Raw genomic sequence first — 17,207 nt, 5'->3', positions numbered from 1 at the left:
CTGTTATCACTCGGCCACGACTACGCGGTTCTTGCCGCTGTTCTTGGCCTGGTACATCGCCTTGTCGGCGCGCGCCACCAGCGAGGCCTGGCTCTCGTTGGGGATGCGCAGCGCGACCCCGGCCGAGAACGTGATCAGCAGGCGCTCGTTTTCGTGCAGGAAGAAGTGCTTGGTCAGTTCGCGCTGCAGGCGCGTCATGGTCTGGGCCGCAGCGTCGATCGTCGTCTCCGGCAGCAGGATGACGAATTCCTCGCCGCCGAAGCGGGCGATCACGTCCATCGAGCGCAGCGTCTCCTTGACGATCTTGACCAGGTGGCGCAGCGCCGCGTCGCCGGCCAGGTGGCCGTGCGTGTCATTCAGGCGCTTGAAGTCGTCCAGGTCGAGCAGGGCCACGCACAGCGGCGTGCCGCGCCGGTCGGAGCGGGCGGTCTCGCGCTCGAACACGTCATCGAGGCCGCGGCGGTTCAGGCTGCCCGTCAGCTGGTCTTCGCGCACCAGTTCGCTCATGTGGCGCAGCTCGGCCTCGAGCCGGGCGATGCGCTGCTCGGCCTCCTCGACTTCCTGGCGCGCGGCGATCATGCGGTCGCGCGAGGTGAGCGCCTCGGTCTGCACCAGGCGCGTTTCGCGCAGCACTTCGGCCACGACATCGTTGAGGTCTTCGATCTTGTCGGCGCGGCTGATGCGCTCGGAGAAGCCGCCGATCTTTTCGTGGAAGTCGGCGGTGCTGGCGGCCACCGTGCCGAGGCGGTCGATGAAGGTCATCATCATGTTCTTGACGGTGACCTTGACGTCCGACAGGCTGTGCTTGAGCTTGCTCTGTTTATAGATGACGTCCTTCAGGCTGCGAGTGGCGTCCTCGAGCGAGCGCTGGTCCATCGGGCCGGCGATCAGTTCCTGCACCGCCTCGATCTGGCCGCGCAGCCAGCTGTCGTCGTCGAGCAGGCCGCTGACGTTCTCCAGCAGCAGCTTGAACAGGCGCAGCAGCAGCTCCTGCTGCTCGGCCACATCGCCGCCCTTGATCTCGATCTGGTAGCACAGTTGCTTGAGGCGCAGCGCGATCTCGTTCAGCGCCTCGTCGGTGTGGGCCAGCTTGACGGCCGCGCCCAGCGACTCGGCTTCGGTCACCAGCGCAGGAAGGCCGCCCAGCAGCGAGGCGACGGCGAAGGTCAGCGTGCGGCTGAGCAGGTCGCGCAACTGCTTCGATTCGGCGTTCTCGTCGCCGGCCACTTCGATCGTGCTGGGCTTGCGAAAGTGCTTTTCGACCAGCTGCGACAGGCTGCGCGCGTAGCCGTCCCAGTCGCGCGCCTTGACCGCGCGGTTGAAGCGGCGCCCGAATTCGGCGAGGTCGCCCGGCGTGGCGGTCAGCTTGACGGCGAAGTCGGAGAGCACCACCTCGGCGCCCGGGGATTGCGCGGCGACCGGCGCCGGCGCGGCCGGCACACCGGCGATCTCGTTGTAGATGTCGCGGTAGGCGTCGGGGGTGGGGGCGATGCGGCGCGTGGCAAGGCGGCGAAACGCTTCGCGCGCGATTTCGGCGGGGTTGGGTGGTGCGGTGGACATGGGGTGGGACGAACGAACCTGATGCTATTTGATGAAGGAATGATAATCGACTTCATCAAAAGTCATCGTTCGGAAAGGACGCGGGAAATGGCCTTACTTCACGGCTTTGAAAATATTGCCGAAATAGCTAGCCGCGCCTGCAAGATGGGGTCAGGTCCCCGCTTCGCGACGCGCCGCCGGCAGCATCGGGGTCTGGTCCTGCGGACCTGACCCCATTTTTAGCATCATTCGATCAGCTGGTTCTTGATCGCGTAGTGCGTCAGCTCGGCGCTGTTCTTCAGCTTCATCTTCACCAGCAGGCGCGCGCGGTACTCGCTGATGGTCTTGACCGACAGCTTGAGCTCCTCGGCGATCGCGCTGACTGTCTTGCCCGACGCGATCATCGTCAGCGTCTGGTACTCGCGGTCGGACAGCGCCTCGTGCGGCGCCGCCTCGTGTCCCTCGCCGAGCTGGCTCGCCAGTTCCTGGGCCAGCGCCGCGCTGACGTATTTCTGGCCGGCGGCGACCTGGCGGATCGCATCGACCAGCTCGCGCGGCGCGCTCTGCTTGGTCAGGTAGCCGGCGGCGCCGGCCTTGAGCGAGCGGATCGCGTACTGGTCCTCGCGGTGCATCGACAGCATCAGCACCGCCATTTCCGGATGCTCCTTCTTGACCTGCTTGAGCACTTCGATGCCGCTGCGGTCGGGCATCGAGATATCGAGCAGCATCACGTGGCACTTGGCCTTGCGAAACAGCTTGATCGCGTCGAGACCGTTTTCGGCCTCTCCGGCGACGACGATGTCGCGCGAGTCGGCCAGGATCTGCTTGAGGCCCTCGCGCACGATGGCGTGGTCGTCGGCGATGAATACGCGGATGGTGGCTTTTTCGGTCATTGTTGCGGTTCGGTTCCTGGCGAGGCGAGCTTGATCTTGATGGCCACCATGGTGCCACCTCCGGGCGCTGCCGACAAGGTCATTGTGCCGCCCAGCGCGCGCGCCCGCTCGCTCATGCCGCGCAGGCCGAACGAGCCGGGCTTGACGCGGTCGGCCTGGGCGACGCCGGCGCCGTTGTCGCTGATCTTCAGCGAGATGTGCTGGCGCTGGCGCTGCAGCGCCACCGTCACCTGCGTCGCGCGGGCGTGCTTGGCGATGTTGGTGAGCGCCTCCTGGAAGATGCGAAACAGCGCGATCGCGTGGTCGGGCGAGAGGTCAATGTCCTTCTCGTTGGTGGTGAACGTGCAGGCGATGCCGGCCTGCTTTTCGAATTCGCGCACCTGCCATTCGAGCGCGGCGACGATGCCGAAGTCGAGCATCGGCGGGCGCAGGTCGAGCGAGATGCGGTGCACCGCCTCGATCGTGCGGTCGACCAGCGCATCGACGTAGGCGGCCTTGTCGGCCAGCTGCGGTTGCTCCGGCGGCAGGCGCCTGGCCAGCATCGCCAGCGCCATCTTGATGGCCGTCAGGTTGCCGCCCAGGTCGTCGTGGATTTCGCGCGCGATGCGGGTGCGTTCCTGCTCCTTCACTTCCTCGATGTGGGCGGTCAGCTCGGCCAGGCCGGCGCGCGAGTTGGCCGCCTCCTGCTGTTCGAGCTTGCCCGCGGTGATGTTGGTCATGATCCCGTCCCAGCGCACGCCGCCTTCCATCGGATGCGGCGTCGCGCGCAGGTTGATCCACTTGACGTCCTTCCAGGCGTCGATCCAGATCCTGCCTTCCCAGTTCCAGGCCGACAGCGCGGCGGCCGACGCCTGCATCGAATCGAGGTAGCCCTTGCGGTCTTCCGGCAGGATCAGGCGCAGGAACAGGTCCGGGTCCCGCTGCAGTTCGGCCGCGGACAGGCCAAGCAGGGCGGCGCAGCCTTCGCTCAGGTACGGAAAATGGATGGCGCCGCCGGCATCCTGCGCCAGCTGGACCACCATGCCGGGCATGTGGCCGACGATGGCGTTGAAGCGGGCTTCGTAGTCGATGGCGGGTGGGGTCATGGTGGTCATGTGGGTCAACGGCGCCGTGCGCGCCAGATGGCGATGAAGCGGCGCAGCATGCGCGCCGGGCGGCTGGCGCTGCGCGCGCCGGATTTCACGCGGGGACGCAGGCGGGCGAAGAAGGTGCGCGCGGCGCCGCGCATCAGCGCCGACAGCATGCTCACGCGGCGGTAGGCATCGGTGGCTTTCAGGCGCGCGATCCAGCGGTCGCGGATATCGATGAAGCGGGTGTGCCAGCGTTCGAACCACGCCAGGGTGAGCAGGGTGGGGCGGGTCAGGAAGTAGATGCGCGCCACCAGCGCGGCGCCGCCGATCTTGGCGACGACGATGACGGCGATGCCCGAGATCGGGTGGCCGCTGGCGATGGCGATCAGCGCGATGATCTTCACCGGCAGGAGCAGCAGCGCGGGCAGCACGAAGGCGGCCAGCGCGGCGTAGGGCGGCAGCGCGACGATGTGCCGCTCCAGCGCCTTCAGCGGCGGCCAGCCGGCGATCAGGCGCACCAGGCGCAGGCCGAGGTCCCAGAACCACTCCTCCAGCAGCAGGATCAGCGCGCCCAGGTACACCAGGGGCGAGAGCAGCCGGTTGCGCAATGTGCGGGATCGTTTCATTGCGGCCATCATACCGCAACAGGGCGGCTGCAAAGGGTCTGGCCCGCGGGGGCAGACCCAGGTTTTCCACCGCCGGTTACAATAGTCCGATGAATAAAGCATTTGTCAAAGAGTCCGACAACGAGGACGACGAGGAAGCGCTCGCGCTGGCGCAGGCGATCCCCGCCGGCGCCAAGAACTACATCACGCCGGCCGGCTACCAGCGCATCAAGGACGAGCTGCTGCAGCTGATCGATGTCGAGCGGCCGGAAGTGGTGAAGGTGGTGCACTGGGCCGCGTCGAACGGCGACCGCTCGGAGAACGGCGACTACATCTACGGCAAGCGGCGCCTGCGCCAGATCGACGGCCGGATCCGCTTCCTGACCAAGCGCATGGACTCGGCCGCCGTGGTCGATCCGACTGTCCATCACGGCAACGACCAGGTGTTCTTCGGCGCCACCGTGCATTATCAGAACGGCGCCGGCGAGGAGCACACCGTCACCATCGTCGGCATCGACGAACTGGACCCGCTCAAGGGCAAGATCAGCTGGGTCTCGCCGGTGGCGCGCGCGCTGACCAAGGCGCGCGAGGGCGACGTGGTCACACTGCAGACGCCGCTCGGGACGGAGGAGCTGGAAATCCTCGGCGTCAGCTATCCGGCGCCGGAAGCGGACTGACTCGGCGGGGTGCCCAGCAGCGAGTCGAGGATCTCGGCGGTGGCCGGTTTCGCCTTGGACGTCCAGCGCATGACGCGGTAGCCGGCCTGCTGCAGCATGGCGTCGCGTTTCGCGTCCTTTTCCGTATGGTGGGTGCGGTCGTCTAGTTCGATGATCGCCACGATCTGGCCCGTGTCGCGGCGCTGCGCGACGAAATCGACGATCTTCTGGCTGAACATGCCGCGCGCCCGCATGTACTCGCGCCCATTCAACTTCTTCGCCATCGCCGGCTCCAGCAGGGCGCCCATCGCCACCTGGGCGTGGAAGCGGTACTCCGGCACGGCGCGCTCGAGCCGGCCCAAGAATTCCATCTCGTTGGCGGTGAGGAAGGGCTTGGCCTTGAACCCGGCGGCGTTTCCACCCGCGGGACGTTGGACGGCCTTCACACATGCCGCCAGCACGATGGCGACAACGCAAATCAGAAGCAGGGCGATGGACATGGCGGTTTCCTTGAGCACGAATGCATAAACGATACGTTGTTTTGCCGCATGGAAACTATTCAATTGTCACTGTGGTTTGATTGAGACGCGATAAGAGGCTGCTCGGATTATCAAATTACCATTCCCGTCGGACTATCCGGGCGGTGCGACGCGCCGCAATTGACGACGACATGGGAGAAGACGATGACGGAACTGCTGGCTTCGATTGGCGCGACGGTGGGGTATTGGGACGATTTTCTGAAGCTGCTGCTGGCGCTGTTGAAGCTGTTCAAGTAACGCGATGGAGGGGTCATGTCCTGCGGGCCGGGCCCCATTTTGGTCGTCGGCTGTCCAAAAATGTGATAATTTTGCTCACCTTAATCCCAACAACCGGAGACGACGATGCGATTCATGATTTTGCTGAAGGCCGACAAGGATACCGAGGCTGGCGTGATGCCGAGCCAGCAACTGCTGGCCGACATGGGCGCTTACAACCAGTCGCTGATCGATGCGGGCATCATGCAGGCAGGCGAGGGCTTGCACCCGACTTCGAAGGGCGCCAAAGTGCATTTTGCAGGCGGCCAGGTGAGCGTGACCGAGGGCCCGTTCCCGCTGACCGGGGAGCAGATCGCCGGTTTCTGGATCTGGAAATGCAAGTCGAAGGAAGAGGCGATCGAGTGGGTCAAGAAGGTGCCAATGCCGATGGCCAGCGGCCAGGCCGACATCGAGATCCGCCAGATCTTCGAAGCCGAGGACTTCGGCGCCGAGTTCACGCCGGAGTTGCGCGAGCAGGAGGAGCGCCAGCGCGCGCAGATTCAGTCGCAAACCTGAACGTCGCGGCCGGGGTCTGGTCCAGCGGACCTGACCCCATTTTCTGTTGGCGCGTTAGGAAGGCCCAGCGGGCGTAATTCCTCGCGCCGCGGCAATCAGCACATCGACCTGGTCGATCAATTCATCCACGAAACTCGTCGTGACATCTAGCTCACCTTCATACTCGGCAAGATTGCGCTTCTTGTGCGCTTGATCGAGCAACAGCCACTGCTGTGGCGTAAATCCGAGGGTGTGCTCGAGGCACTGGAACACCAGATATCGGTTTTCGCTGCGGTAGCCATGGGCACGAAGGGCCGACAGCGCCGCGGCGTGCGCGGCATTGTAGGCAAGGTCGAATCGGCTTTCCAGCGAAAGGACAGGCTGCCTGGCGTCCTGTAAGCGCACTGAAGCTGAGCGTAATAACCTGGCCGTTTCTCTCTCTGACGTCAGGCGGCTCCGCCTTGAGCTTCCCAATTCGCTCCAGATTCGCCAATGCCGCCGATTCGGACGATGCCATCTTCAGTCCCCTTTACAAAGACTTTCGGCTGCTCCAGCACGCGCATTATGAAGGACCTGCCATCGCGCACGCGCTGCGCAAACTCCTCCGAAGTGTACAACGTCGGATTGACCACCCGGCCCAATTGCGCTTGCGCGGGCAACAAGGCTTCCAGCAACTGTGCGTTCGACGCCAGCGATCCGATCACCATCAGGTCAACGTCGCTGCCCGCACGCTCGGTGCCTTTGGCGATCGACCCGTAGACGAAGGCTATTTCGATGCGAGTCCACAGTGGCTGCAGCGCCGCGCGCAACACATCCGTCACGCCGGACGTCTTGAGTACGATGGAGCGGAGCTCCGCAAAGATCGGCGCGGCGTGGTTGGCCTGGTAATGTTTCTGGTTGCCGACCCTGTGCACGGTGACCAGCCCAGCTGCCTCCAATCGGGCGAGTTCCCGCTGCACGGCCCCGGACCCCGAAGCCGCCAAGGCGATTATTTCGTTGGCGTAGAACGAGCGCTCAGATTGACCAAACAACACTGCCAGCACGCGCTGTTGTGTCTTCGTGAATAATGCATCAGCGTAAATACCCATAAAAGGTATGTTAATGCCCAAAATGGGCACGTGTCAACGGCTGCTGCTGCGTCAGGCGCGCTCGCGCTCCACCCGCGTCACGCCGGCCACGCGCCGCAGGTTGCGGATCAGGTGCGCCAGGTGCACCCGGTCCTTGACCTGGATGGTGAAGCGCAGTTGCGTCATGACGTGTTCGATGTCCTCGTCCATGCCGACGTAGGTGATGTTGGCGTCGGACTCGCCGATCTCCGCGGCGACGCGCGCCAGGATGCCTTTTTCATTGTTGATCAGCACCCGGATGCGGCAGTCGAAGCGGCGGTTCAGCTCCGCGCCCCACTGCACCGCGATCCAGCGGTCCGGTTCCTTGATGCGCAGTCGCTTGGCAGGCAGGCAGTCGCTGGTGTGCACGATCAGCCCCTGGTCGCGCCGCAGCTGGCCGGTGATCTGGTCGCCCGGGATCGGCAGGCAGCACGGCGCCAGCTGCACCGATACGCCTTCGCTGCCGTAAATCGTCACCGGATCCAGTTCCGCCGGCACCAGGTGATGCTGCGACGGCAGGTTTCCCTGGTCGTCGTCGATCAGCCCGAAGATGTGGCGCGCCACCAGCGCGGCCATGCGCTTGCCGATGCCGATCTCCGCGTACAGGTCTTCCATCGACTTGGCCGACGACTCGTTGAGCAGCTTTTCGATGGTCGGCTGCGGCAGGTCGGGATTGATGTTGAGCGCCGACAACGCCTGCGCCAGCAGTTCCTCGCCCAGCTCGACCGACTCGTTCAGGTTCACCGTGCGCAGGTGGTGGCGGATCGCCGAGCGCGCCTTGCCGGTGCGGACAAAACTCAGCCAGGTCGGGCTCGGGCGCGAAGAAGGGTCGGTGACGATTTCGACGATGTCGCCGTTGTGAAGCTCGTTGCGCAGCGGCGCCGGCTCGTTGTTGATCTTGACCGAGACGGTATGGTCGCCGATGCCGGTGTGGATCGAATACGCGAAGTCGAGCGCGGTGGCGCCGCGCGGCAGCGCGATGATCTTCGACTTCGGCGTGAACACGTAGACCGAATCGGGGAACAGGTCCACCTTGACGTGCTCGAGGAATTCGGCCGAGTCGCCGGTCTGCTGCTGGATGTCGAGCAGCGACTGCAGCCAGGTGTGGGTCTTCTGCTGCAGGTCTGACAGGTTCGACTCGTTGTTCTTGTACAGCCAGTGCGCGGCCACGCCCGATTCGGCGGTGCGGTGCATCTCCTGGGTGCGGATCTGGAATTCGACCGGCGTGCCGTAGGGGCCGATCAGGGTGGTGTGCAGCGACTGGTAGCCATTGAGCTTGCGGATCGCGATGTAGTCCTTGAACTTGCCAGGCATCGGCTTGTAGAGGCCGTGCAGGGTGCCCAGCGCCACGTAGCACTGGGCGAAGCTGTCGACCACCACGCGAAAGCCGTACACGTCGAGCACCTGCGAGAACGACAGGTGCTTGGTGCGCATCTTCTTGTAGATGCCGTACAGGGTCTTCTCGCGCCCGTACACTTCGGCCGGAATGTCGGCGGAGGCCAGCGTGTTCTTGACCGCCTCGAGGATTTTCTTGACCACTTCGCGCCGGTTGCCGCGCGCCGCCTTGACCGCTTTCGCGAGCGTCCGGTAGCGCATCGGGTACAGGTGCGAGAACGCCAGGTCCTGCAGCTCGCGGTAGATCGCGTTCAGGCCAAGCCGGTGCGCGATCGGCACATACACTTCCATGGTCTCGGCGGCGATGCGGCGCTTCTTGGCCGGCGCCATGTGCTCGAGCGTGCGCATGTTGTGCAGGCGGTCGGCCAGCTTGATCAGGATGACGCGCACGTCCGACGCCATCGCCAGCAGCATCTTGCGGAAGTTCTCGGCCTGCGCTTCGATCAGGCTCTGGAATTCGATTTTCTCGAGCTTGGACAGGCCGTCGACCAGGGTGGCGACCGGCGCGCCGAAGCGTTCGATCAGCTCTTCCTTCTTGACGTCCTGGTCTTCCATCACATCGTGCAGCAGCGCGGCCATGATGGCCTGCGCGTCGAGCTTCCAGTCGGCGCAGATTTCAGCGACGGCGATCGGATGGACGATGTAAGGCTCGCCCGACTTGCGGACCTGGCCCAGGTGCATCTCGTCGGAGAAACGATATGCTTCCTTGACCTTCTTCAGTTCGGCGGGGGTGAGGTATTCGGACAGCTTGGCCGACAGCTGGGTGACCGACGCCACCGGCGGCGCGGGGCCGCGGGCGGTGTCTTGCGGCTGCGACGCCGAGCGCCGGTCCCGGGTCTTGGGGGTGCCTGAATGTGTCGAATCCGGGGAAGTCAGGTTCATACGCTTGGTCAATCTGCCGCAGTGTGATGAAAGGATACCAGAATGGCGGCTTGACACATTAGGCAGGGCGCCTCAATTACATCGGCACCTTTTTCAGCATCTCGAGGCCGACTTTGCCGGCGGCGATTTCGCGCAGCGCGACGACGGTCGGCTTGTCCTTGGCTTCGACTTTCGGGGTGTGGCCCTGCAGCAGCTGGCGTGCGCGATAGGTCGCGGCCAGGGTCAGCTGGAAGCGGTTAGGGATACTCTTCAAGCAATCTTCAATGGTAATACGGGCCATAGTAACTCCTGATCTGGTGAATTGTGCCGGGGCTGAGAGGGGATTACGACTGCAGCGCATGGATGCCCAGCTGGGCAAAGAGCGAGGCGTTACGCGCGGCTTGCTGGGGAAACCGGGCACGTGTCGCTTTGACAATCGCGCTCATCTCGGACAAGGCGACGTTGAACTCTTCATTAATAATAGCATAGTCGAACTCGGGAGCGTGAGCGATCTCGCCGCCGGCGGCCAGCAGGCGCTTGGTGATCACGTGCGGTTCGTCCTGGCCGCGCTTGTACAAACGCTCTTCCAGCGCGGCGATCGAAGGCGGCAAAATGAAGATGCCGACCGCCGACGGGAACTGCTTGCGCACCTGGCGCGCGCCCTGCCAGTCGATTTCCAGCAGCACGTCGGTGCCGGACTTCATCTCCTTTTCGACCATCAGGCGCGAGGTGCCGTAGTAATTACCGTGCACTTCAGCCCATTCGAGGAACTCGCCGGCGTCGGCGCGCGCAACGAAATCCTCGGGCGTGGTGAAGTGGTATTCGCGGCCGTCCTGCTCGCCCGGGCGCGGCTGGCGCGTGGTCGTCGAGATGGACAGCTTGATCGCCGGTTCCTGGGCCAGCAGGGCGTTGACCAGGGTCGATTTGCCGGCGCCCGACGGCGCCGCGACGATGAACAGGCTGCCGGCGAAGGCGGAGTTGGTATTCATGTTAATAAGTCCTAAATGTTAATCGGGGGTCTGGTCCTGCGGACCTGACCCCATTTGCTTCGGCGCGAAAAATTCAACATGGGGTCAGTCCCCGGGACCAGACCCCGATGCTGCATGCGCCGCCGCTTATTCGAGATTCTGCACCTGCTCGCGCATCTGCTCGATCAGCAGCTTCAATTCCATCGAGGCGTCGGCCAGTTCCTTGACCGAGGCCTTGGCGCCCAGCGTGTTCGCTTCGCGGTTCAGTTCCTGCATCATGAAGTCCAGGCGCTTGCCGACCTGGCCGCCTTTTTTCAGGATGTGGCGCGTTTCGGTCAGGTGCGCGGTCAGGCGCGACAGCTCCTCCGAGACGTCGATCCGGATGCCATACAAGGTCACTTCCTGGCGGATCCGCTCGAACGCTTCCTGGCGCGACAGGGTGGACGGCGCGCCGTGGCCGGCCAGTCCCAGCGCATCCTGCATGCGCTCGACCGCCTTCTGCTGGAACTGCGCGATCACCTGCGGGATCAGCGGCGTGATGCGCTTGACGATGACGTCCATCGCATCGATCCGCGATTCGAGCATGGCCTGCAGCGCGGCGCCTTCGCGCTGGCGGCTCTCCACAAACGCGGCGACGGTGCGCGCGGTCAGGGCGGCGACATCGGCCTGCAGCGACTCCTGGCCCACTTGCGCTTCCTCGATCACGCCCGGCCAGCGCAACAGCTCGGCCACCGACATCACCGGGGCCGAAACGAAATGGCGGGTCACTTCCTGCTGCAGGCGCGCGAGGTCGGCCAGCAGCGAGGCATTCAGGGCTTGCGAGCCGCCGGCGACCTTGCGGCCGAAGCTCAGGCGCGCTTCAACTTTGCCGCGCGTGATGGCGGCCATGATTGCGGCGCGCAGGTCCGGTTCGAGTGCGCGCAATTCGTCGTTGATGCGAAACTGCAGGTCGAGAAAGCGCGAGTTGACGCTCTTGATCTCAATCGTCAGAGTTCCTGCCGCGCCTTCGCTGGTCGCGACAGCGTAGCCTGTCATGCTTGAAATGCTCAATGGAGTCCCCGGTTTTTATCTTTTCTTTACAAAGCTGTGATTTATCCACACAATCGCCGTGTTAAGCAAGGAACCCTTCATGGCTGCACAAAACAACGCCCCGTTGCCCGATGGGCTGGAAATTGCTGGATATCGCATTGTAAAGAAAATTGCGTCCGGTGGGTTCAGTATTGTTTATCTGGCGTATGACGGTGACGGCAATGCGGTGGCGATCAAGGAATACCTCCCCAGCGCCCTGGCGCTGCGCCAGCCGGGCGAGCTGATTCCGGTCATCGAGCGCAAGAACCTGCCCGTTTTCCGCATCGGCCTCAAGTGCTTTTTCGAAGAGGGCCGTGCGCTGGCGCTGATCGCCCACCCGAACGTGGTGCGCGTCCTGAACTTCTTCCGCGCCAACGAGACTGTCTATATGGTGATGGCCTACGAATCGGGCCACTCGCTGCAGGAGCACATCGCGCGCCTGAACGCCAAGGGCAGCAAGGTGGGCGAGGCCTTCGTGCGCCAGGTCTTCACCGAGGTATGCAGCGGCCTGCGCGAAGTCCACGCCAACAAGCTGCTGCACCTGGACCTCAAGCCGGCCAACATCTACCTGCGCACCAGCGACGGCAGCCCGATGCTGCTCGATTTCGGCGCCGCGCGCCAGACCATCAACGCCGACGTGCCCAAGCTGACACCGATGTACACGCCCGGCTTCGCGCCGCCCGACCTGTATTCGAAGGCCGCGGCGCTGGGGCCGTGGTCGGACATCTACAGCATCGGCGCCTCGATGTTCGCCTGCATGGCCGGCCAGCCGCCGCAGCCTGCCGACCAGCGCAAGACCGACGACAAGATGGAGCCGCACTACGCCAAGCTGGCGGCGCATTACTCGCCCGAGCTGGTGGCGATGGTGCGCTCCTGCCTGGAGCTCGATCCGCTGGCGCGCCCGCAAAGCGTGTTCGCCCTGCAGAAGGTGCTGCAGACCCCGATCCCGGAAGCGGCGCCCGTCGGCGCGGCCGAGAAGCTGACCGGCCAGCTGCGCACGCTGGTCGGACGCCTGGGCGCCATCGGCCGCAAGAAAACCAACTGATCCCGGAGCGCCCATGCAATTTTCCGTCTACCAGCAAAGCCACATCGGCGGCCGCAAGGTCAACCAGGACCGGATGGGCTACAGCTTCACCCGCGACGCGCTGCTGCTGGTGCTGGCCGACGGCATGGGCGGCCACCTGCGCGGCGAAATGGCCGCCACCATCCTGATGCAGACCATGTCGGCGCTGTTCCAGAAGCAGGCGGCGCCCTACGTGAAAAAGCCCGAGCGCTTCCTGGAAGAGGCTTTCCTCGAAGCGCACCACGAGATCCATCGCTACCGCGCCGAGACCAACCTGCCGGACACGCCGCGCACCACCGCGGTGGCCTGCCTGATCCAGCACAACACCGCGATCTGGGCGCACTGCGGCGACTCGCGCCTGCTGTGGATGCGGCGCGGCCAAGTGCTGGGCCGCACGCGCGACCATTCGCACATCGAGCACCTGATTTCGCGCGGCCTGGCCGATCCGTCCGAGCGCGCCACCCACCCGGACCGCAACAAGCTGTATAACTGCATCGGCGCCTCGTCGCTGCCCAAGGTGGAAGTGGGGCGCCAGGCCAGCCTGCAGCCGGGCGACGTGATCCTGCTTTGCTCGGACGGCCTGTGGGGCCCGCTCGAGGAAGGGGAGATCACGCACCGCCTCGCGACCCAGACCATCGTGCGCGCGATTCCCGAGCTGGTCGAGATGGCCGTGTCCATCGGCGGCCTGGCCTGCGACAATACGACCGCGCTGGCGATCATGTGGCAAGGTTCGGAAGCCGATGCCGCCTCGCCGCTGTCGGCCGAGCCGAGCGTGATTTCGACCGAGCTGCTGCCCGATAACCTGGTCAGCACCACGATCCAGGCGACGCCGGAGCCGGCCGCCGCGACCGAGGTCGACGCCTTCAACGACGACGAGATCGAAAAGGCGATCGCCGAAATCCGCGGCGCGATCGAGCGCTCCACCCAGATACTCAAATAACATATTCACTTCAAGGACTTACATGACTTTTGCAAATCGCCCGAGCGGGCGCGCCGTCGAACAGCTGCGCGACATCCGCCTGACCCGCCAGTACACCAAGCACGCCGAAGGATCGGTGCTGATCGAGTGCGGCGACACCAAGGTCATTTGCACCGCCAGCATCGAAGACAAGGTGCCGGGCTTCTTGAAGGGCAAAGGGCAGGGCTGGATGACGGCCGAATACGGCATGCTGCCGCGTTCGACGCACACGCGCATGGACCGTGAGGCCGCGCGCGGCAAGCAGTCCGGCCGTACCCAGGAGATCCAGCGCCTGATCGGGCGCTCGCTGCGCGCCGCGTTCGACCTCGAAGCGTTCGGCGAGCGCACACTGCATCTCGACTGCGACGTGATCCAGGCCGACGGCGGCACCCGCACCGCGTCGATCACCGGCGCGATGGTGGCGGCGTACGACGCGTTTCGCCAGCTGCAGCAGCGCGGCATGATTGCCGAAATTCCGCTCAAGAGTTTTGTCGCCGCGATCTCGGTCGGCGTGTACCAGGGCATGCCGGTACTGGACCTCGATTACGTCGAGGACTCGGGCTGCGACACCGACATGAACGTGGTGATGACCGAGGCCGGCCACTTCATCGAAGTGCAGGGTACGGCCGAAGGCGCCGCTTTCGACCGCGCCGGCATGAACCGCCTGCTCGACCTGGCGCAGGCCGGCATCGCCGACCTGATCAAGCTGCAGAAACAGGCGCTGGGCATCTAGGAAGTAGTTGGGGTCAGGTCCGCCGGACCTGACCCCGGGTTTGTCGCGCCGGCCAGCAGCTCGCACAACAATTCGATATCCACCGGCTTGACGAAATGCTGGTCGAACCCGGCCGCCTTCGACAGGATGCGGTCGTGCGCCTGACCGTAGCCGGTTAGCGCAATCATCAGCGCGGAGGCGCCATCCGGCCGCGCGCGCAGGCGCCGCGCCAGTTCATAGCCGTCCATGTCGGGCAGGCCGATGTCGAGGATGAACACCTCGATCGCGGCATCGGCGGCGCTGCGCAATGCACTTGCGCCGTCCTCGGCAACCACGACCTGGTGCCCCTCCGCGCCGAGCAGCGCCGCCAGGGACTCGGCGGCGTCGAGGTTGTCGTCCACGATCATCACGCGCCGGGGCGCCGCATGCGCCGCGGCTTCGGGCGCGGCGGCGGCTTCGGGCGCGGCGCCGTTCGCCACCGGCAGCAGCAGGGTGAAGGTGCTGCCTTTGCCCAGCCCTTCGCTGTCGGCCAGCACGCTGCCGTTATGGAGCGCCGCGATACTCTTGACCAGCGCCAGTCCCAGCCCCAGGCCGCCCTGCGCCCGGTCAGGCGTGCGTTCGGCCTGGATGAACAGGTCGAAGATGTGCGGCAGCAGGGAGGGCGCAATGCCGCTGCCGTTGTCGCGCACCGCGACCAGCGCCTCGCCGTCGTCGATGTCCAGCGACAGCGTGATGTCGCCGCCTTGCGGCGTGTACTTGGCAGCGTTATTGAGCAGGTTGGCGATGACTTGCACCAGGCGCGTCTTGTCGCCGTGTACGTGCGCCGGCCCGGAGCCGATGCGCATGGTCAGGTGATGGCGCCGCGCTTCGATCAGGGGACGCACCTGCTCGACCGCGCTGGCGATCGCCTGCTTCAGGTCGAGGTCCGATTTTTCCAGCTGCACCAGGCCGCGGGTTACGCGCGACACGTCGAGCAGGTCGTCGACCAGGTGGGTCAGGTGCCGCACCTGGCGGCTGATGATGTCGCTCGCCTGGTGCACACGCTGCTGGTCGCCGGCCTGGATCTTCAGCAGCTGCGCCGCGCTGCTGATCGGCGCCAGCGGATTGCGCAGTTCGTGCGCCAGCATGGCCAGGAATTCGTCCTTGCGTCGGGCCGCCAGGCGCAGTTCGTCCTCGGCCAGTTTCTGGGCGTGGATGTCGGTGCAGGTACCCATCCAGCGAATGATCCGGCCGGCGTCGTCGCGCACCGGCAGTGCGCGCCCCAGCACCCAGCGGTATTCGCCGGAGTGGTGGCGCAGGCGGTACTGGATCTCGTAGGTCTGCCCGCTGGCCAGGCTGCGCTGCCAGGCATCCCACGCGCGCGCCTGGTCGTCCGGATGAAACACGCCGTTCCACGCCTCGCCATCGGTCGATCCTTCCGGCACGCCGGTGAAGCTGTACCACTGCTGGTTGTAGTAATCGTGGAAGCCGTCGGGCAGGGTGGACCACACCATTTGCGGCATGGCGTCGGCGATGGTGCGGAATTTTGCCTCGCTTTCGCGCAGCGCCCACATGCTGCGCAGGCGCTCGCTCGCGGTGCGCGCGCGCTCCGCCACTTCGCCGATCAGCGCGAGCTCGCCGGAACTCCACACGCGCGGCAACGCATTATTGACATACAGGACCGCAACCAGCTCGCCGTTTTCGAGCACCGGCACGTTGACGAAGGCGCCGGCGCTGCGTGCGCGCAGCGCGGCGGCCGCCGGGGCCGTACGCGGATCGACGTCGACATCGCCGATCGCAATGAACCTGCCGAGCTTCAGGTCGTCGATGAAGGAACCGTAGTCGCGCAGGTGGAGCGTGCCGGCCAGCGATTCCACGCCGGGCGCGCACCAGTCGCGTTCGACGTGCAGCGTGTCGGCGGCGGGATCGATGGTGCCGTACCCGACCCGGCTGGTGCCCAGCGCCTCGCCCAGTATCCGGGCGGCGGTGAAGCCGATATCGTCCGGCGTCTTCAGGTCGCGCAGGGCGTCGGTCAGGGCGACCAGCGCGTCGCGCCGCGCGTCCGCATGCACGCGGTCGGAGACGTCGACTCCCTGCAGCAGCACGCCGCGCACCTTGCCGTTGTCGCCGCGGATCGGCTGCAGCACGAAGTCGATAAAGCGCTCGTCCACCGGGCCGCCTGGAATCGGCTGCACCGGGTAGCGCGCTCCATTGGCGGCGAACGGCCTGCCGCTGCGGTACACCTCGTCGAGCAGGCGCAGGAAGTCGTGCGCGGCGATGCCGGGGATCTCGGCGATGGTCTTGCCGACGATGTCGCGGTGGCCGATCAGTCCCAGGTAGCCCGAGTTGACCACTTCGACGCGGTGTTCGGGCCCGGTGAGCATCGCCATGAACGTCGACGACTGCTGAAACAGGTTGGCGAAGCGCGCACGATCTTCGGTATCGTCCTCGCGCGCCGCGATCTCCCGTTTCGCCAGCACGGCGTGCGCCTGCGACTGCACGAACGCGGTGACGTCCTCGACGCGGTGGATGATCTGGGTCACTTCGCCGTTCGCATCGAGGACCGGCGCGTTCACCGGGTTCCAGTAACGCTCTTCGAAGGAGCCGTCGGGCAGGGGAATATCGTACTTCTGCACCGCCATCGTATCGGCGGTTCGCGTCGCCAGCACGCGCAGCAGCGAAGCGCGCAGCCTGCGAACGCCGTCGGCGTACGGATCGTCGGGGTTGTCGGGGAAGACGTCGAACAGGTGGCGGCCAACGATGGCCTCGCGGGTGTTGACGGTCGCCTTCAGGTAGGCGTCGTTAACCGCCAGGATCGTGAAGTCCGGCGCGAGCACCAGGTAGGGCGCGGGCGTGGCTTCGAACAGGGTCCGAAAATCGACGGGGGCGTGGCGCTTTGTTGCTAAGTTGGTCATTGGCTCGATAAATGGCGTGGCCAGGTACCCAATGTAGCTGCGGCCGCACCGCGATTTGACCTTAGTGTTGCAGCCCAGTCAAGCGAAGCACGTTTGCCGCGACAGGGTAAAATGTCGCCTTCCCCGCACC

17 protein-coding genes are annotated in these 17,207 nt (G+C 65.2%); 5 read left to right on the top strand and 12 right to left on the bottom strand.

What is annotated here, in order from left to right; all coding sequences use genetic code 11:
• Positions 1–6: 6 nt before the first annotated feature.
• From Q4S45_RS14570 to Q4S45_RS14555, 4 genes are all read right to left on the bottom strand, one after another.
• Positions 7–1,560: a GGDEF domain-containing protein gene (locus tag Q4S45_RS14570; RefSeq protein ID WP_305505383.1), complete on the bottom strand. Its 1,554-nt coding sequence runs from the start codon at positions 1,558–1,560 to the stop codon at positions 7–9.
• Between the two features lie 224 nt (positions 1,561–1,784).
• Positions 1,785–2,432, bottom strand: a complete 648-nt coding sequence (locus tag Q4S45_RS14565; protein WP_305505381.1) for a response regulator transcription factor — start codon at positions 2,430–2,432, stop codon at positions 1,785–1,787.
• Positions 2,429–3,517 carry a histidine kinase gene (locus Q4S45_RS14560; RefSeq protein ID WP_374046111.1) on the bottom strand — a complete coding sequence of 363 codons (1,089 nt, stop codon included), beginning with the start codon at positions 3,515–3,517 and terminating at the stop codon, positions 2,429–2,431. The genes Q4S45_RS14565 and Q4S45_RS14560 overlap by 4 nt, the downstream gene beginning before the upstream one ends.
• A gap of 14 nt (positions 3,518–3,531) precedes the next feature.
• The gene (locus tag Q4S45_RS14555; protein WP_305505377.1) at positions 3,532–4,128 is read right to left on the bottom strand and encodes a hypothetical protein; all 597 of its coding nucleotides are present in this window, start codon (positions 4,126–4,128) and stop codon (positions 3,532–3,534) included.
• Between the two features lie 89 nt (positions 4,129–4,217).
• Here Q4S45_RS14555 and greB point away from each other — a divergent pair, with 89 nt between their 5' ends.
• The gene (gene greB, locus Q4S45_RS14550) at positions 4,218–4,784 is read left to right on the top strand and encodes a transcription elongation factor GreB (RefSeq protein ID WP_305505375.1); all 567 of its coding nucleotides are present in this window, start codon (positions 4,218–4,220) and stop codon (positions 4,782–4,784) included.
• Here the strand turns inward: greB and Q4S45_RS14545 are convergent.
• The gene (locus tag Q4S45_RS14545) at positions 4,760–5,263 is read right to left on the bottom strand and encodes a DUF2726 domain-containing protein (protein ID WP_305505373.1); all 504 of its coding nucleotides are present in this window, start codon (positions 5,261–5,263) and stop codon (positions 4,760–4,762) included. The two genes, greB and Q4S45_RS14545, sit on opposite strands and share 25 nt — an antisense overlap.
• A gap of 381 nt (positions 5,264–5,644) precedes the next feature.
• On the opposite strand from Q4S45_RS14545, the gene Q4S45_RS14540 reads away from it, so the two are divergent.
• Positions 5,645–6,073 (top strand): YciI family protein, encoded by a 429-nt coding sequence (locus tag Q4S45_RS14540; protein ID WP_305505371.1) that lies wholly within the window; start codon positions 5,645–5,647, stop codon positions 6,071–6,073.
• 54 nt (positions 6,074–6,127) lie between these two features.
• Here the strand turns inward: Q4S45_RS14540 and Q4S45_RS14535 are convergent, their stop codons facing one another.
• The 6 genes from Q4S45_RS14535 to Q4S45_RS14510 all read right to left on the bottom strand — a co-directional run bounded on the left by Q4S45_RS14535 (position 6,128) and on the right by Q4S45_RS14510 (position 11,417).
• Positions 6,128–6,457, bottom strand: coding sequence for a hypothetical protein (locus Q4S45_RS14535; protein WP_305505370.1), 330 nt, complete (start codon positions 6,455–6,457; stop codon positions 6,128–6,130).
• A gap of 41 nt (positions 6,458–6,498) precedes the next feature.
• Positions 6,499–7,140 (bottom strand): nucleotidyltransferase domain-containing protein, encoded by a 642-nt coding sequence (locus tag Q4S45_RS14530; RefSeq protein WP_305505368.1) that lies wholly within the window; start codon positions 7,138–7,140, stop codon positions 6,499–6,501.
• Between the two features lie 51 nt (positions 7,141–7,191).
• Entirely contained in the window at positions 7,192–9,435 is a 2,244-nt protein-coding gene (locus tag Q4S45_RS14525; RefSeq protein WP_305505366.1) for a bifunctional (p)ppGpp synthetase/guanosine-3',5'-bis(diphosphate) 3'-pyrophosphohydrolase, read from the bottom strand.
• A gap of 76 nt (positions 9,436–9,511) precedes the next feature.
• Positions 9,512–9,715, bottom strand: a complete 204-nt coding sequence (gene rpoZ / locus Q4S45_RS14520; RefSeq protein WP_154359737.1) for a DNA-directed RNA polymerase subunit omega — start codon at positions 9,713–9,715, stop codon at positions 9,512–9,514.
• A gap of 43 nt (positions 9,716–9,758) precedes the next feature.
• Positions 9,759–10,403 (bottom strand): guanylate kinase, encoded by a 645-nt coding sequence (gene gmk / locus Q4S45_RS14515; protein WP_305505361.1) that lies wholly within the window; start codon positions 10,401–10,403, stop codon positions 9,759–9,761.
• 126 nt (positions 10,404–10,529) lie between these two features.
• Positions 10,530–11,417 (bottom strand): YicC/YloC family endoribonuclease, encoded by an 888-nt coding sequence (locus Q4S45_RS14510; protein ID WP_305505359.1) that lies wholly within the window; start codon positions 11,415–11,417, stop codon positions 10,530–10,532.
• A gap of 94 nt (positions 11,418–11,511) precedes the next feature.
• On the opposite strand from Q4S45_RS14510, the gene Q4S45_RS14505 reads away from it, so the two are divergent.
• The 3 genes from Q4S45_RS14505 to rph are packed head-to-tail and all read left to right on the top strand — an operon-like array spanning position 11,512 to position 14,204.
• A complete protein-coding gene (locus Q4S45_RS14505) occupies positions 11,512–12,495 on the top strand; it encodes a serine/threonine-protein kinase (RefSeq protein WP_305505357.1) in 984 nt (327 codons plus the stop codon).
• A gap of 13 nt (positions 12,496–12,508) precedes the next feature.
• Positions 12,509–13,453: a PP2C family serine/threonine-protein phosphatase gene (locus Q4S45_RS14500; RefSeq protein ID WP_305505355.1), complete on the top strand. Its 945-nt coding sequence runs from the start codon at positions 12,509–12,511 to the stop codon at positions 13,451–13,453.
• A gap of 22 nt (positions 13,454–13,475) precedes the next feature.
• Positions 13,476–14,204, top strand: a complete 729-nt coding sequence (rph, locus tag Q4S45_RS14495) for a ribonuclease PH (protein WP_305505353.1) — start codon at positions 13,476–13,478, stop codon at positions 14,202–14,204.
• Here the strand turns inward: rph and Q4S45_RS14490 are convergent.
• Positions 14,201–17,077 carry a PAS domain-containing protein gene (locus Q4S45_RS14490; protein ID WP_305505351.1) on the bottom strand — a complete coding sequence of 959 codons (2,877 nt, stop codon included), beginning with the start codon at positions 17,075–17,077 and terminating at the stop codon, positions 14,201–14,203. The genes rph and Q4S45_RS14490 overlap by 4 nt on opposite strands.
• Positions 17,078–17,207: the final 130 nt, after the last annotated feature.

It is taken from the genome of Massilia sp. R2A-15 (genome assembly GCF_030704305.1).
GTDB lineage: Bacteria > Pseudomonadota > Gammaproteobacteria > Burkholderiales > Burkholderiaceae_D > JAFCUW01.
Note: the sequence above shows the minus strand (reverse complement) of the source record. Positions and strands in the feature narration are given on the sequence as shown.